11 protein-coding genes are annotated in these 15059 nt (G+C 72.0%); all 11 read right to left on the reverse strand.

Annotation, left to right across the window (positions count from 1 at the left end):
• Positions 1–189: 189 nt before the first annotated feature.
• The 11 genes from AB0D08_RS06230 to AB0D08_RS06280 all read right to left on the reverse strand — a co-directional run bounded on the left by AB0D08_RS06230 (position 190) and on the right by AB0D08_RS06280 (position 14967).
• Positions 190–1716, reverse strand: a complete 1527-nt coding sequence (locus tag AB0D08_RS06230) for a DUF4173 domain-containing protein (protein WP_082526283.1) — start codon at positions 1714–1716, stop codon at positions 190–192.
• 523 nt (positions 1717–2239) lie between these two features.
• Positions 2240–5308 (reverse strand): Ig-like domain-containing protein, encoded by a 3069-nt coding sequence (locus AB0D08_RS06235; RefSeq protein ID WP_359886433.1) that lies wholly within the window; start codon positions 5306–5308, stop codon positions 2240–2242.
• 163 nt (positions 5309–5471) lie between these two features.
• Positions 5472–6425: a carbohydrate ABC transporter permease gene (locus tag AB0D08_RS06240; RefSeq protein ID WP_359886435.1), complete on the reverse strand. Its 954-nt coding sequence runs from the start codon at positions 6423–6425 to the stop codon at positions 5472–5474.
• Positions 6422–7438: a sugar ABC transporter permease gene (locus AB0D08_RS06245; RefSeq protein ID WP_033818675.1), complete on the reverse strand. Its 1017-nt coding sequence runs from the start codon at positions 7436–7438 to the stop codon at positions 6422–6424. Before AB0D08_RS06245 ends, AB0D08_RS06240 begins: the two co-directional genes overlap by 4 nt.
• A 146-nt stretch (positions 7439–7584) precedes the next feature.
• On the reverse strand, positions 7585–8949 hold the full coding sequence (locus AB0D08_RS06250; protein ID WP_033818676.1) for an ABC transporter substrate-binding protein: 1365 nt from the start codon (positions 8947–8949) through the stop codon (positions 7585–7587).
• 285 nt (positions 8950–9234) lie between these two features.
• Entirely contained in the window at positions 9235–10452 is a 1218-nt protein-coding gene (locus tag AB0D08_RS06255; protein WP_033818677.1) for a cytochrome P450, read from the reverse strand.
• A 146-nt stretch (positions 10453–10598) separates the two neighbouring features.
• Positions 10599–11846 (reverse strand): cytochrome P450, encoded by a 1248-nt coding sequence (locus tag AB0D08_RS06260; protein ID WP_033818678.1) that lies wholly within the window; start codon positions 11844–11846, stop codon positions 10599–10601.
• A complete protein-coding gene (locus tag AB0D08_RS06265) occupies positions 11843–12472 on the reverse strand; it encodes an ATP/GTP-binding protein (protein WP_359886440.1) in 630 nt (209 codons plus the stop codon). Before AB0D08_RS06265 ends, AB0D08_RS06260 begins: the two co-directional genes overlap by 4 nt.
• Positions 12453–12821 (reverse strand): DUF742 domain-containing protein, encoded by a 369-nt coding sequence (locus tag AB0D08_RS06270; protein WP_359886443.1) that lies wholly within the window; start codon positions 12819–12821, stop codon positions 12453–12455. The genes AB0D08_RS06265 and AB0D08_RS06270 overlap by 20 nt, the downstream gene beginning before the upstream one ends.
• The gene (locus AB0D08_RS06275; RefSeq protein ID WP_033818680.1) at positions 12818–13228 is read right to left on the reverse strand and encodes a roadblock/LC7 domain-containing protein; all 411 of its coding nucleotides are present in this window, start codon (positions 13226–13228) and stop codon (positions 12818–12820) included. The genes AB0D08_RS06270 and AB0D08_RS06275 overlap by 4 nt, the downstream gene beginning before the upstream one ends.
• The gene (locus tag AB0D08_RS06280; RefSeq protein ID WP_359886446.1) at positions 13228–14967 is read right to left on the reverse strand and encodes an ATP-binding protein; all 1740 of its coding nucleotides are present in this window, start codon (positions 14965–14967) and stop codon (positions 13228–13230) included. Before AB0D08_RS06280 ends, AB0D08_RS06275 begins: the two co-directional genes overlap by 1 nt.
• Between the last annotated feature and the right edge of the window lie 92 nt (positions 14968–15059).

Here is a 15059-nt window from a genome sequence, read left to right on the forward strand (position 1 = left end):
CCCGGCGCCAGGGCCCCGGTCCTAAGACCCCGGCCCTGAGATCCCAGCCAGAGGCCCCGCCCAACGAACCCGGCCTTCCCTCCCCGGCGCTCGGCCCCGGTTCGACCTGCCACGCCGCGCGTCGCCCCGAGGGCACTACCCCGCCGACGCCACCCCGCCCGCCCCGCCCACCCGCACGGGCCCTGCCGCTTACGGATACTCGTCGCCCGTCCGAACACCCAGCCGTCGGCAGGCCTTGGACGCGTCCTGCGGCACCGGACGGTCCCGCAGGATCGCACGGGCCCGCGCCTCGGAGAGACTCGTCGCGTACCAGGGCGCACCGTCGGCGAGGTCCGCGCTGATCAGTTCCAGGGCACACGCCCGCCGGTCGCCGGTGAGCCGGTCGAGCGCCGGGACGGCGTCGGCGGACAGGCTCCGCAGGTAGGCCACGTCGACCTTGCCGGTCCGCTCGTACCGGGCAACGTTCTGCTCGGCGATCAGCGAGTCGGGGGTGATCAGGCCGAGCACCGCGGCACCCACCACGGCGCTGAGCACCACGGCCCTGGGCAGCCAGCGCTGGGAGCCCATCAGCACCGCCACCACGATCAGGACGAACACCACCCCGAGCCAGAGCTCGACCGCGGCGACCGAGACCCGCAACCGGGTCAGCCCGAAGGCGTCGACGTACAGATGCATGCGGTACATGGCCGAGGCCACCACGGCGACCGTGAGCGCACAGAGGACGCTCAGCAGCACCCGCACTGTCAACCGGTCCCCCGCCGTCGCACGCGGCGCCCACCGCGCGGCGAGGACCACCACGGCAAGGGTGAGCACGATGACCCAGAGCAGCTGCCAGAACCCCTCCCTCGCGAACTCCGCGGGGATCACACCGGGCTTGGTCCTGACCGCGTCGAGGCCGCCGCCGAAGACCGCAACCGCCTGGACGGTGACGAAGACGCCGAACAGCAGGCTGAGCGCCGTCATGGGCAGCGCCCATTCCACCAGGCTTCGGGGCTTGCCCGGTGCGATCGGCAGCCGGTCCCACCGGCGCGGGGCCGCGACGGTGTGTGCCGCCCCCAGCGCCACCAGCAGGCCCAGCACGAAGAGCAGGACCCGCAATGGCAGGTCGTCGACGTCGATGCTGGGCGTCAGGTCGCCAAGCAGGTTCGCCACCGTCTCGTCGGCGCTGGCGAACAGTGCACCGAAGACGACCAGCAGGCCCACCGAGACGGCCACCGCCTTCAGTACCGGCACCACCCGGTTGCGGGACGGAAGGTTGTCCGTCCGCAGCCCGGCTGCGGCCCACGGCACGGAGGTCATCAAGTGACCCCAGAAACCCACCGATCCGAGCAGGACACCCGCCCATCGGGTGCCGCCGTGCAGGGCCAGCGATCCCACCCCTGCGGCGACGAGGATGGCCACGGCTGTCGGCCAGGCCGCGGCGCTGACCGCCGGAACGATCAGCAGACCCAGCGCGGAAGCCGCCCAGACCAGCGTCCAGGGCCGGGCCCGCCGATGGGCGGACCGGGCCGTCAGCGCGGCCACACCGGCCGCCGCGAGCGCGCAGATCAGCAGGTTGACACCCAGTCCGTCGCCGAGCAGCAACGCCGTGACCAGCCCTGCCCCGATCCCCGCCAAAGCGACCCAGGGGCCGGGAGACGCGGGCTTCTGCGGCTCGGTCGCCTTGACCCAGGCCGGCGGTGGCGTCTGGGGGTACGGCGAGCGGTACGGATTCATCTGCGGCGGGACCGGAGGCCGCCCGGCCTGCGGCCCAGCGGCACGCGGCGCACCAACTCCGGCACCGGCACCGGCAGAAGTTCCGGCCCCAGCAGGCCCGGCCCCCGTAGCCCCGAACGGCTTCGACACGGGCGCCCCTACAGGCGTACCCACAGGCGTACCCACGGACGCGGCGGCCCCGGGCGCGGAACCGACCCCGGCCCCGGACCCCGCCCCGGCCCCAGCCCCAGCCCCGGCCTCAGCAACCCCAACACCCGGTTCGGGCGCCTCAACACCCGGCGCGGACACCTCCGCCCCGGGCTCCGACGGAGTGGGTGGATTGGACGATGTGGAAATGACTCCCCCTCAGGACGACCGGGCACGTCAGAGCCTCGCCGGAGGCCCGGGCGGAGGCCCGGCACGTGCGAACCCTGGCGACTCTAGGCCCGAACCGATCGTTCTGAACAGGTTCAAAACCCCGGAGGGGCGCCTGTGTCGCAGAGTTGTGACACAGGCGCCCCTCCGGGGCCGACAGCGGGTCCGGTCAGTAGGACCCGTACAGCGAGTAGGCCAGCGAGTCCTTGACCGCCGGGCCGAAGTCGGACGGCCAGGTGCCGAACGGCACCCCGCCGCTGCTGTAAGCACCCTGCCCCGCGGTGCCACCGCTGTAGTTCATGTTGTTGACCGAGGAGGTGGTCCCGTTGCTGTTGTAGACCAGCCAGAAGGTGGTGTTGGCGGCCAGCGTGACGCTGACCGGCACCGTGTTCCAGTCGTTGACCGACAGCGTGCCGCTCGCGGTGGAGACCACGAGGGTGCCGGGCGAGCCCGCGTTGTCGGTGTAGACGGCCAGTTGGTACTGGTTGTTGGGGGCCGCACTGACCGAGCCGACGTGGACGCTGAGCGAGGTCAGCGGCACGGGCGCGGCGCCAGTAGTGATCTTGCTGCCGTTCATGTGGTTGGAGTCGGTGTCGTCGATCAGGGTGCCGACCGCCGTGTTGCCGATGGTCTTGGGCGGCGCGCCGCCCGTGGTGAAGGCCAGGTTGTAGGGCGCGGCCAGGGTGTTGCCGGCGGTGTCCTTCACCCCCTGCACGGTGGCGGTGAAGCCGGTGGTCAGCGCGAGTGCTGCCGACGGCGTGAAGACCGCGCCGTTGGTCGCCGAGTCGTACGTCACGGTGCCCGCCACCGGCGTGGAGCCGGAGGTGGTCTTCAGGGTGACGGTCGAACCGGACACGGTCGCCGGGTTGAGCGGCTCGCTGAAGTTGAAGCGGACCGCCGAGGACGGGGCGACGCCGGTGGCGCCGGACGCCGGGGAGGTCCCGGTGACGGTCGGTGCCGTGGTGTCCTGCCCGTAGGTGACGCTGTACGAGCCGACGGTGCCGTCGAAGAAGGCGTAGGCGACGCCCTTGATGGTCTCGCTCCGGTAGGTCAGCGCCTGGCCCTGCCGGCTGATGCCGGTCAGGGTGCCCGCCGCCGAGGTCACCGGGACCATCGCGCGCAGGCCGTTGGTGCCGCCTGTGATGTCGAAGGTGAGCTTGTTGGCGTTCCACGCCATCTTGCTGAAGGCCGAGCCGTTGCGCCCGTCCAGCCAGGTGAGCATCTGACGGCCCGACACCACCGGGGCGCCCTTGGCCTTGGCGGCCGAGATGATCGCGTCGGACGCGGTGGAGGCGGCGTAGTCGGTGTGGATGTTGGCGGTGAGGGCCGCGTAGTAGCCCTGGCTGCCGTAGGCGGCGTCCAGCAGGGTGTTGACGGTCGAGGGGTAGGACTGGCCGGACTCGTCGGTCAGCTGGGTGGTCGCCTGGTACTCGTCGATGACGCTGCCGTCGGTGTCGGCGAACTTCATGATCTGGCCGGTGCCGTTGAAGTAGCCGGCCCGGTCCTTGGTGAAGGAGGCCGGATAGAAGTAGTAGTCCTCGTCCAGCCGGATCCCGTTGGCCAGCTTGGTCTTGGCCTGGGTCGCCCAGTCGTCCCACTCGACGCAGTGGGTGCGGCTGCTGGCCGGCGTCGGCAGCGTGGAGTACTTGGACTTCCACTCGCCCAGCTGGGCGGCGTAGACGGACTGGAGGTTGGCGGCGGTCCCCCACGGCTTGCAGCCGGTGGTCACGTGCACGCCGACCTCGAAGCCCTCGTCGGTGTAGGCCTGGGCCTGCGCCGGGGTCATCGGGTCGTCGGTGTAGATGTACGAGGAGCCGCGCACGCACTCCCAGTTGGCCACGTTGCAGCCGGGCGGGCTCTGCGCGATGTAGCCGTCCCAGCGGCCGACGGTGCCGCCGATGCCGTGGTCGTCGCCGCTCATCACCACGACGGCCTTGACGTCCCGCGGGAAGTACCAGAACCGCGGCAGGGGCTTCTTGGCCAGGTCCATGGTGGTGATCAGGTTGGCGAGCAGGCGCTGCTGCTCGTCGGCGATCGGGATCAGCGCCTTGTCGAGGTTGTTCCAGTCCGGCTGGCCGCCGGTGCCGTAGAACATCTCGCTGGCCTCGTAGCCGTCGGTGGAGTCGCGCTGCTGCCCGGCCCAGGCGATGTTGCCCTGCCGGGTCTGGACCACGGACTTGGCCAGGTCGAAGGTGAACGCGGCGGCCCGGCCGGTGCCCGCGGTGCGCAGCGTGACGGCGGGGTTGGCGGTGGCCGTGTTGGCGTCGCTGTAGAGCGTGGCGACGGCGGTGGCGCCGTTCAGGGTGTACCGGTCGGCGGTGCCGTGGAAGCCCATGGTGTCGGCGGTCAGTCCGGCGCCGGGGGCGGCCGAGGTGTCGATCTTCAGGTACGAGTCGCTGAGCGTGTCGGGCGTCGCGGTCAGGCCCAGCAGCGGTGCGAGCTGCTTGTCGGGCCGCATCGCGATCAGCCGGCCGCCGCCGTTGGTCCAGGTGGTGAACATGCTCACCTGGGCCGGGGTGAGCGACGACTCGCCGAGCAGCACCACGTCATAGGAGGCGAGGGTGGCGGCCGAGACCCCGGAGAGGTCGCTGACCTTGTAGTAGTTGAGGCCCTCGGCCTTGAGGATCTCGGTGTAGTACCGGGTGTAGGGGTTGGCCGGGTTGCTGACGAGCAGGATCGGCCCCTCGTTGCCCGGGCCCGCGCCGGGCGGGGTCACGGTGCCGGCGTCCGGCGTGTACGTCGCGTACATCGAGAAGCTGACGCTCTCGGTCGCGGCGGTGCCGAAGGCGGCCGGCCAGGTGCCGAAGGCGGTGCCGCCGACGCTGTACCCGCTGGTGCCGCCGCCGGCGTACTTGAGGTTGTTGACCGCCGCCGAGCTGCCGTTGCTGTTGTAGGCCAGCCAGTACGGGGTGTTGGGGGCGAGGGTGGCCGTCAGCGCCAGGGTGTTCCAGCTGTTGGCGCTGAGCGTGCCGGAGGTGCTGCTGGCGAGCAGCGAGCCGGGCTTGCCGGACGCGTCGGTGTAGATCCCCACCTGGTACTGGTTGTTGGGCGCGGCGTCGACGGCGCCGACGTAGACGCTGACACTGCTGACCGCACCACCGTTGGAGCCCGTGACGTAGCGCGAGGTGTTCATGTGGTTGGAGTCACCGGAGTCGGTCGAGCCGCCGACCGTGGTGGTACCGAGCGTTGCCGTGCCAGCCGCCTGGGCCGGGGCCGCGACCAGTGCCGCAGCTGCCATCAGGGCCACCACCAGGCCCGACACACGTTTCCTGAACCTCACACGAGCCCCCAGATCGGATTACCACACCAGCGGCGGAATCGCCGCTACCGGTGTACCGGCTGGAAGGCGGTCATGTCCTTGGAATCACCACATTCCTGGGACAGGTCAACCCGAAATCCGGTCAGCCCTTGACGGAACCGGCCAACAGACCACGCACGAAGAAGCGTTGCAGCGCGAAGAAGACGGCCAGCGGGACGATCAGGGAGAGGAAGGCCCCGGCCGTCAGCAGCTCCCAGCGCCCGCCGAACGACCCCGAGAGCTGGGCCAGCCTGGCGGTCATCGGCGCCACGTCGGCCGACCCGCCGGCGAAGGTGAGCGCCACCAGCAGGTCGTTCCAGACCCAGAGGAACTGGAAGATCGCGAAGGAGGCGAGCGCCGGCGTGCACAGCGGCAGCACGATCGAGGTGAAGATCCTGAAGTGCGAGGCGCCGTCCACCACCGCCGCCTCCATCAGGTCCCGCGGCAGCTGGGAGATGAAGTTGTGCAACAGGAAGGTGGCCAGCGGCAGCGCGAACATCGTGTGCGCGAGCCAGACCGGCACGTACGTCCCGCTCAGGTCCACCGCCGGGACGATGGTGAGCGAGCCGAGGTGCGCACCTCCGGAGAACAGCCGCAGCAGCGGGATCAGCGCCATCTGCAGCGGCACCACCTGCAGTGCGAAGATCACGAAGAAGACGGTGTCGCTCCCCTTGAAACGCACCCAGGCCAGCACGTACGCCGCCATCGCCGCCAGCACCAGCGGGAAGAGCGTGGCCGGCAGGCTGATCGCCAGCGAGTTCACCAGGTACGGCATCAGGCCGCCGCTGACGCTGAAGCCACCCTCGAAGAGCACCGTGTGGTAGTTGGACAGGGTCAGGTCGGGGTGGACGAACACCTCCCACCAGCCGCTGCTCGCCACGTCCTGCTTGGGCCGCAGCGAGGTGGCCAGCAGGCCGAAGGTGGGGATCGTCCACAGCACGGTCACCACGATCACCACCAGCGAGCCGAGCGGGCTGCCGAGCGACTTGCGGGCGGTCCGGACCCCGGCCGCCGCCGCCCGGGCGCGGGCGGTGCGGCCAACTGCGGTCTCGCTCATCGGGTCGCACGCTCCTTGCGCAGTTGGACGATGTTGTACGCCACCAGCGGCAGCACGGCCACGAAGAGGATCACCGCGAGCGCGCTGCCGCGGCCGACGTTGTACTGCACGAACGACTGCTCGTACATCTCGTTGGCCAGCACCTGGGTGCCGAAGTTGCCGCCGGTCATGGTGCGGACGATGTCGAAGGCCTTCAGTGTGGTGATCATGACGGTGGTCAGCACCACCACCAGGGTGGTGCGGATCATCGGGACGGTGACGAACCAGAACAGCCGGACTCCCCCGGCACCGTCCAGCCGGGCCGCCTCGGTGATCTCGTCCGGGATGGCCTTGATCGCCGCGGAGAGCACCACCATGGCGAAGCCGGTCTGGACCCAGACCATCACCACCATCAGCAGGAAGTTGTTGAGCGGCTGCGACAGGATCCAGTTCGGCGGGTGTTCCCAGCCGAGGCTCACGGCGAGTTGGCTGAGCAGCCCGACCTGCGGCTGGGCGGCGTCCCGGGCCTCGTAGACGAACTTCCAGATGATGCCGGCGCCCACCAGTGAGACCGCCATCGGCATGAAGATCAGCGACTTGTAGACCGCCTGGCCCTTCATCCGGTCGACCAGCAGCGCGAGCAGCAGGCCGAGCCCGGTGGCCGCGAGCGGTGCGACCACCAGCCACAGCAGTGTGTTCTGCAGCACCTGCTGGACGGACTCGGTGGTCAGCGCCCAGACGTAGTTCTTGGCACCGAGGAAACGGGTGGAGTCGTCGTTGCGCAGGCTCAGGAAGACGGTCCGCAGCAGCGGCACGACCAGGCCGACGAAGAGCAGCAGCAGGGCCGGCCCGAGCAGCACCAGGATGGTGAGCGGCCGGGACAGCCGTCCGCGGACCAGACTCGTCAGGCCGAACACCACCAGCAGCGCGACCACGAACCCGACCATGGCGACGGTGCTGTTGAGGAGTTTGACCGACGCGTCCGCCCATGCCGATTCGGCCAGCCGGGCGGTGGCGAGCGAGGCCGTCGGCATACGGAGGTCCTTCCACGGGTGACGGCCCGCACGGGCGGGCGGGCCGGAGGAGGTCGGGGTCGACCGGAGCGGTCAGGGACGACGCCGGGCGGGAGAGCGGCGGGGGCAGCGCGGGTGGGTGGACCCGCGCTGCCCGGTGGGGCCGGCTACTGCGGCCAGGCCGCGTCGATGTCGGCCGCCACCTTCGGGATGGCCTGTCCCTCGGCGAACCAGGCGGTGAGCGACTTCCACTCCTGCCCCGCGCCGACGGCGGCGGGCATCAGGTCGGAGCCGTCGAAGCGGAACGTCGCCGCCGGGTCGGTCAGCGCGTCTGCCGAGAGCCGGTCGATCGGGTCGGTGTAGAGGCTCTTGTCCACGCCCTGGTTGGCGGAGACCCAGCCCTGCGAGACCCTGACCCGGCTGCTCGCCCAGTCGGCGCTGGAGAGGTAGTCCTGCACCGCCTGCACCTCGGGCCGGTCGGAGAAGGCGGTGACGAACTCGCCGCCGCCCTCGACCGGGTTGGTGACCGACGGGTTCACGGCCGGGAGGTGGAAGGCGAAGATGTCGCCGTCCGGCCCGATGCTGGTGCCCTGGGGCCACTGGGCGCGGTAGAACGACGCCTGCTGGAGCATCCAGCACTTGCTGCTCAGGATGGGGGTCCCGGCGTCCTGGAAGGTGGTGGTGGCGATCGACTTCACGTCGCCGATGCCGCCGTTGACCCAGGCCGGGTTCTGCATCCAGCCGGCCACCGTCTGCATCGCCTCGGTGATCTTCGGGTCGCTGAACTTGAGCTTGTGGCTGACCCACTGGTCGTAGACGTCACCGCCGTGGGTGCCGAGCACGACCTCCTCCAGCCAGTCGGTGGCCGGCCAGCCGGTGGCGGTGCCGGAGCCGATCCCGCCGCACCAGGGCTTGCCCCCGCCGGCCTTGGCGATCTTGTCGCTGAGCGACATCAGGTCGGCCCAGGTCTTCGGGACCTCGTAGCCGGCCTGCTTGAACGCCTTCGGCGAGTACCAGACCAGCGACTTCATGTTGGCGCTCATCGGCGCGGCGTAGAAGGTGCCGTTGACCGAGCCGTAGGTCTTCCAGACCGGGCTCCACTTGTCCTCGTTGGCCACGGTCCGGGCCGGCGGCTTCACTACCTTGCCGGTCTTCACCATCTGGGCGAGCAGTCCGGGCTGCGGGACGATGGCGAAGTCCGGGGCGTTCCCGCCGGCCACCCGCACCGGGAGCTGGGACTCGAAGTCCGGGGAGCCCTCATAGACGATCTTGATGCCCGTACAGGAACTGAACTCGGACCAGGACTTCTCCAGCGAGTCCGACTCCGGGCTGCGGATCGACGCAAACATCGTCACCTTGGTGCCGGAGTGGCCGGCATAGGCCTGGTACTTCGCGCAGTCGCCGGTCAGCGGGGCGGCGTCCGCCCCGTCACCCTTGGCGGACCCGCCCGAGCTGTTCGAGCAGGCTGCGGCAAGTACCAAGCCGAGCACGGCTGGTACGGCAAGCAGGCGGCGCCGATGCGTCCCGTTCATCGGCATCCCTCGGTCGCGGTCGAAGTGGCGGTCAATGAGTCCTCCTCGTCAGGGCATGGGCATGCCAGCAGTACGACAGAACAACACTGCGCTGAACCGGAGATTGTCTACCCAGCGATCGCTGGCTTTTAGACGTTAACCCACCAGTCATTCGTGGCCAAGGCATGCGTTCGACCTTCACCGGCCGGTGCCTCAGTCGTAACACGGCTGTGCTGCGGCACCACGGCGGAGCGAGGGCCGGGCAGGCGCCCGGCCCTCGGTACACGCACCGGACCCGAGCCGGGCTCAGAGCCGGACCGGCAGCTCCCGCAGGCTGTTGACCACCATCGACGGGCTCGGCCGCAGCTCCTCGTCGCCGACCGCGAGCGCGAGGTCGGGGAAGCGCTCGAACAGCGCCGGCAGCGCGATCCCGGCCTCCAGCCGGGCCAGCGGCGAGCCCGGGCAGACGTGTGGGCCGTGGCCGAAGGACAGGTGCCGGATCGGGTCGCGGGTGAGGTCGAACACCTCCGCCGTGATCCCGTGCTGCGCCGGGTCCCGCCCGATCGCGTTGTACGAGATCAGTACCGGCTCGCCCTGCGGGATCACGGTGTCCGCCACCTTGATGTCCTCGCTGGCGAAGCGGAACAGGAAGTTGCTGGTCGGCGGGGTCCAGCGGAGCGACTCCTCGACCGCCGACGCCCACCCGACCTGCCCCGAGCGCACCAGGGCCAGCTGGTCGGGGTGGGTGAGCAGGGCCCGGACCGCGTTGCTGATCAGGTTGACGGTGGTCTCGTGACCGGCCGCGATGATCACCCGCAGGGTGGCCGCGGCCTCCGCGTCGCTCAGCGCACCGCCCTCGACGTCGGCCGCCAGCAGGGCGCTGGTCAGATCGTCGCCCGGGTCGGCCCGGCGGGCCGCCACCAGGTCGGTGACGAAGGCGTTCAGGGCGGCGATGGTCGCCGGGACGTCCTCCGGCTCGGTGGTGCTGCTGAAGAAGCGCTCGTACAACTCCCGAATGTAGGCGTGGTCGCGCTCCGGCACCCCGAGCAGCCAGCCGATCACCGACATCGGCAGCGGGAAGGCGAACACCGTCTTCAGGTCCACCACCGGTCCGGCCGCCGCCAGGTCGTCCAGCAGCTTCGCGGTGATCTCCTCGATCTTCGGCCGCATCAGCTCGACCCGGCGCGGAGTGAAGGCCTGCGCCACGATCGCCCGCAGCCGCCGGTGCTTGGCACCGTCCGTGGTGACCATCGACGGCCCGGGCACCGCCAGACCGATCAGCGGCCACGTCTTCGGCACCTCGCCGCGCTGGTACGCCGCCCAGTGCGCGGCGTCCTTCACCAGCCTGTGGTCGGTCAGCAGCTCACGGGCCTCCGCGTGCCGGGTGACCGCCCAGCCGCGCACCCCGCCGAGCAGTTCGACCGGCACCACCGCGCCGGCCGCGCGCAGCCGGGCGCCCTCCGCCACGTTGTCGCTCGCCATCGGGTCCATCACGATCGGGTCCATCACGATCGGGGCGGTCATCCGCTCACTCTCCATCACTCACGGGTCGGGTCGGTCGGCCTTGGGCAGTCGTGCGGGCGCGCCCGCACCGGGCGGCCCGGGCGCACCCACGGCGGACACAGGGGCGAACGCGGCCGGGGGCCGGTCAGGTTCGGACGCGGGCCGGTTCAGTCCGCCACGTAGCCCGGCGTGAACGCCACCGGCAGCGCCACCAGCGCCCGCACCCAGGCCGACGGCCGCCACACCAGCGCGCTCTCCGCCACCGCGAGCCGCAGGTCCGGCAGCCGGTCCAGGAGCACCTCGATCGCCGTGGTCGCGATCACCTCGGCCGCCTCGGCCGCCGCGTGCGGACACCCGTGGTCCCCGTAGGAGAAGCTCAGGTAGGCCCGGTTCCCCTCGGCCGGACGCCCGCCGTCGGGCCGCACCGCCGGGTCCGCGTTGGCGCCCGCGAACCCGAGCAGCACCATGTCGCCCTTGCCGATCCTCTGGCCGCCGAGCTGGGTGTCCCGGGTCGCCCAGCGGCCCGCGAAGATCTGCGTCGGGGTGTCCTCCCAGAGCGCCTCGCCGAGCGCCTGCCCGATCGAGCGCCGGCCGCCCGAGAGCGAGGCCGCGAACCGGTCGTCGGTGAGCATCAGCCGCAGCGCGTTGGAGATCCAGTACGCCGTGGTCTGGTGGCCCGCGATCAGCAGCACCCGCAGGTCCCGCATGATCTCGTCGTCGGTCAGCCCGGCCTCGTGCGCCACCAGCACCGAGGTCATGTCGGCGGCCGGGTTCACCCGCCGCTCCTGCACCAGCTCCAGCATCACCGCCAGCAGGTCGACCGCGCCGGCCTGGGCGCCGGGCCCGCCGTCCACCATCGCCACCAGCGCCCGGATCAGCCGCGGCGTCTGGTCGTCGCCGAGCCCGAACATCCGGCACAGTGCCAGCAGCGGCACCTGGTGCGCGTACTCGGCCACCAGGTCCGCCTCACCGCGCCCGGCGAACTCGTCGATCAGCCGGTCGGCGATCTCCTCGCAGTACTTCTTCAGCTCGTACGGGTCCACCGACGCCAGCGCCTCGTCCACCGCGGCCCGGCGGCGCTGGTGCTCGGCGCCCTCCGCGTACATCACCGAGGGGGCGGAGGTCATCATCGGCCTCAGGGGCCAGTCCGCGGGGATCTCCGGCCACAGGTGCCAGCGGTCGGAGTCCCGGCCGAACACCTTCGACTGGCTGGTCACCAGCTGCAGTTCGCGGTACCCGATCACCAGCCAGGCCGGCACGCCGCCGGCCAGCTCCACCGGGGCCACCGGACCGTGCGTCGAGCGGAGCTCCTGGTAGACCTGCGAAGGGTCGGTCTGGAACCGCGGCCCGTACAGCGGGGCGGCGCCGGCGTGCGCCGGGCAGCCGGGCGGCGGGGTGGTCGCGGGCTCGGTCACAGCGTCTCCTCCACAACAGCTCTCTGGGCTTCGGCCAGCCGGTGCAGGTGCCGCAGCAACTCGATCAGCACCTGCTTGCTCGACTCCCGGTCACGGGCGTCGCAGTCCACCAGCGGGACGTGGTCCGGCAGGTCCAGCGCCGCCCGGACCTCGGCCAGGGTGTGCGCCGGGCCGTCGAAGTTGTTCCGGGCCACCACGAACGGCGTCCCGTGCTGCTCCAGCCGGTCGATGGCGTACCAGGACTCCTCCAGCCGGCGGGTGTCGACCAGCACCACCGCGCCCAGCGCCCCGGAGAACAGCCGGTCCCACAGGAACCAGAACCGCTCCTGGCCCGGCGCGCCGAACAGGTACAGCACGTGCTGGTCGTTGAGGGTGATCCGGCCGAAGTCGAAGGCGACCGTGGTGGACCGCTTGTCGCGGACCGCCGACAGGTCGTCGATCCCCTCGCCCGCCCGGGTCATGGTCTCCTCGGTGTTCAGCGGGCGGATCTCGCTCACCGCACCCACCAAGGTCGTCTTGCCGACCCCGAAACCCCCGACCACCACGATCTTGAGCGCGTTCTCCGCGGTGCTGCGCAGCGGCACCCGGTCGGCGAGCACCACGGTGTCAGAGCTGTTGGAGACCATGGAGCACCTGCTTCAGCATGTCGAGATCGGGCAGGCGGGCCTTGTTCGGCGCGAACCTGGGGTGGCGGGCCGTGATGGTGCCGGCCTCCAGCAGGTCACCGAGCAGGATCTTCACCACGCTGACCGGCAGGCCGAGCTCGGCCGCGACCTCGACCACGGCGGTCGGGGTCGCGCACAGCCGCAGGATCCTGGCGTGCTCGGACTGCATGCCCGGCGCCGCGTCCCGCTCCGTGACGATGAGCGTGACCAGGTCGAAGGCGTGCTCCGGCGGGCGGCTGCGCCCTTTGGTCACGGTGTAGAGCCGGTCGGGGTCCTCGTCCCGGCCCGGCAGGTTCCGGGGGGCGTTCACACCCCGGCCTCGATCTCGCGCGGCGGGGCGCTCAGGTACGCCCCGATCTGCTCGATCAGCCCGTGCATGTTGTGCCCGACCACGCCCACGTCGGCGTCGTCGTCGGTGACCACCGCGAGGTGCGCGCCCTCACCGGCCGCCACGATGCACAGGATGCCGCCGTGGAACTCGGTCATCGACTGCCGCACCCCGCCCGACCCGTCACCGAACTCGATCGAGGCACCGTGCGCGAGGCTCTGCATCCCGGAGGCGATGGCGGCGAGCTGGTCCGCCTGGTCGGTGCCCAGCCCGAGGGTGTGACAGAGCTTCAGGCCGTCCGCCGACAGCACCAGGGCGTGCCGCGCCCCCGGAGTGCCGCTCACCAGGTTCTCCAACAGCCAGTCGAGATCACGGTCGGTGCTGCTCATCAGGAATCGTCCTTCGGGAGAGCGTCGGTGGTTTCCGGCCCCTGCTGCAGGGCCTTCCGGAAGGCGCCGAAGCGGGCCGCGGACAGGGCCGCGCCGCCGGGGCGTACGGGCTGCGCCGACGGAGCCGGCGCGATGGTGCGGGAGGCGGTGGTGGCGCCGGTCAGGGTCGAGCCGCGGCGGCGCTGGGGCAGGCCGCCGGGCCCGGCCGCACCGGAGTCGCCCGGGGCGCCGTCGGCCGGGGTGCCGGCCTCGGCGCCGCCGGGGAGCGGCGTCCCGGCGCGCACGGGTTCGGTGCGCAGGGGTTCGGTGCGCGGGCTCTCGGCGCGCACCGGCTCGGCGCGGCGGGGCTCCGGGCGGTGCGGCTCCAGGGCGGGGCGGTGGTCGGCCGCGCGCCGGTCCGGGGAGGTGCCGGCCGCCAGGGCCTGGGCCAGCGCCGGGTTCGGGTGGGTGACCAGCTGTTCGGGGATCAGCACCACGACGCCGGTGCCGCCGCGGGCGGACGGGCGGAAGGAGATCGACAGGCCGTGCTTGCGGGCCAGCGAGCCCACCACCGCCAGGCCCAGCCTGGTCCCGGCGGACAGCGCGGTGAGGTCCAGCGGTTCGGCGGAGACGGCCTGTTCGGCCCGGCGCAGCCAGGTGCCGCCGAGGCCGAGACCGCCGTCCTCGACGGTGATCACCAGGCCCGAGTGGACCTCCTCGACGTACACGTGCACCTCGGCGGGGGGCGCCGAGAAGTTGGCGGCGTTGTCGAGCAGTTCGGCCAGCGTGTGCATCACGCCCTCGGCCGCGAACCCGGCCACCGCGGCCGTGGAGGCCGAGTGCAGCCGGACCCGCTGGTAGGCGCCGATCCGGCCGAGCGCGCCGCGCAGGATCGACTCCACGGCGATCGGCTTGGTCCACCGGCGGCCCGAGCGGGCGCCGGTGAGCACCGCGATGCTGTCGGCCATCCGGCCCACCTGGGCGGTGGAGTGGTCCAGCCCGAGCAGGTCGCCGAGCACGTCGTCGCCGTGCCGGTGCTGCATCTCGCGCAGTTCGGCGTGCATCGAGGTGGCCAGCGCCTGGACCCGGCCGGCGGCGGTGGCGCAGACGGCGAGCGCGGCGGCGCGCTGGCGCTCGCCCCGGCCGATCTCCTCGGCCACGGTGCGCAGCAGGGCGTCGTGCGCGGTGGCCGGGCGGCCGGCCAGCACGGTGTTGACCGCGGCGCCGGCCCGCAGCCGGCCGATCACCTCGGGCAGGGTCTCGTCGGCCAGGGCCTGCAGGTCGGCCCGTTCCTGCTCGGCCGTGCGGACCGCGGCGCGCAGCGTCCCGGCCTCGGCGTCGGCCTCGGCGAGCGCGGTGCGCAGGGCGTGCAGCTCGACGCGGTCGTGCTCGGTCCCGGCCTGGGCCTCGGCGAGCGCGGCGCGCAGGGCGGCCGCCACATTGTGGGCGGCGGTGACGTCGGTGTGCAGCTGGGCGCTCTCGGCCTGGGTCGCGGCCAGCTCCCGGCGGGCCAGGGTGAGCTCGGCCTCGGCCCGGCGGGCCCGGTCGGCCAGCCTGGCGGCGATCACCACCAGCACGCACCAGGCGAGGACGGCGCCGCCCGCGGTGCCGGCCACCGCCGCCCGGTGTCCGGCCGGGGCGACGGCGACCGCGCCGGCCGCGGCGGCCACGCCGAGCAGGACCGCGAGGGCCGCCCATAGTCCGGTGCCGAGGTCCCGACCTTGGTACGCCGCGCGGGCGGGGCGCGTGCGAGCTCTCATCTATCCGGTCCTCGGTGCAGGCGGCAGCGGCAGGCGGTCGACATCGCGCGACCGCCCGGGGTGCGCTGCAGGGGCGCGCCCCGGGCGGTTGA

The organism is Kitasatospora sp. NPDC048540 (assembly GCF_040651175.1).
Lineage (GTDB): Bacteria > Actinomycetota > Actinomycetes > Streptomycetales > Streptomycetaceae > Kitasatospora.

Coding starts and splice junctions, on each gene's coding strand:
- AB0D08_RS06275 (WP_033818680.1), bottom strand. CDS start 13,228: ATGAGCAGCACCGACCGTGATCTCGACTGGCTGTTGGAGAACCTGGTG.
- AB0D08_RS06245 (WP_033818675.1), bottom strand. CDS start 7,438: ATGCCGACGGCCTCGCTCGCCACCGCCCGGCTGGCCGAATCGGCATGG.
- AB0D08_RS06235 (WP_359886433.1), bottom strand. CDS start 5,308: ATGGCAGCTGCGGCACTGGTCGCGGCCCCGGCCCAGGCGGCTGGCACG.
- AB0D08_RS06240 (WP_359886435.1), bottom strand. CDS start 6,425: ATGAGCGAGACCGCAGTTGGCCGCACCGCCCGCGCCCGGGCGGCGGCG.
- AB0D08_RS06250 (WP_033818676.1), bottom strand. CDS start 8,949: ATGAACGGGACGCATCGGCGCCGCCTGCTTGCCGTACCAGCCGTGCTC.
- AB0D08_RS06230 (WP_082526283.1), bottom strand. CDS start 1,716: ATGAATCCGTACCGCTCGCCGTACCCCCAGACGCCACCGCCGGCCTGG.
- AB0D08_RS06265 (WP_359886440.1), bottom strand. CDS start 12,472: ATGGTCTCCAACAGCTCTGACACCGTGGTGCTCGCCGACCGGGTGCCG.
- AB0D08_RS06280 (WP_359886446.1), bottom strand. CDS start 14,967: ATGAGAGCTCGCACGCGCCCCGCCCGCGCGGCGTACCAAGGTCGGGAC.
- AB0D08_RS06255 (WP_033818677.1), bottom strand. CDS start 10,452: ATGACCGCCCCGATCGTGATGGACCCGATCGTGATGGACCCGATGGCG.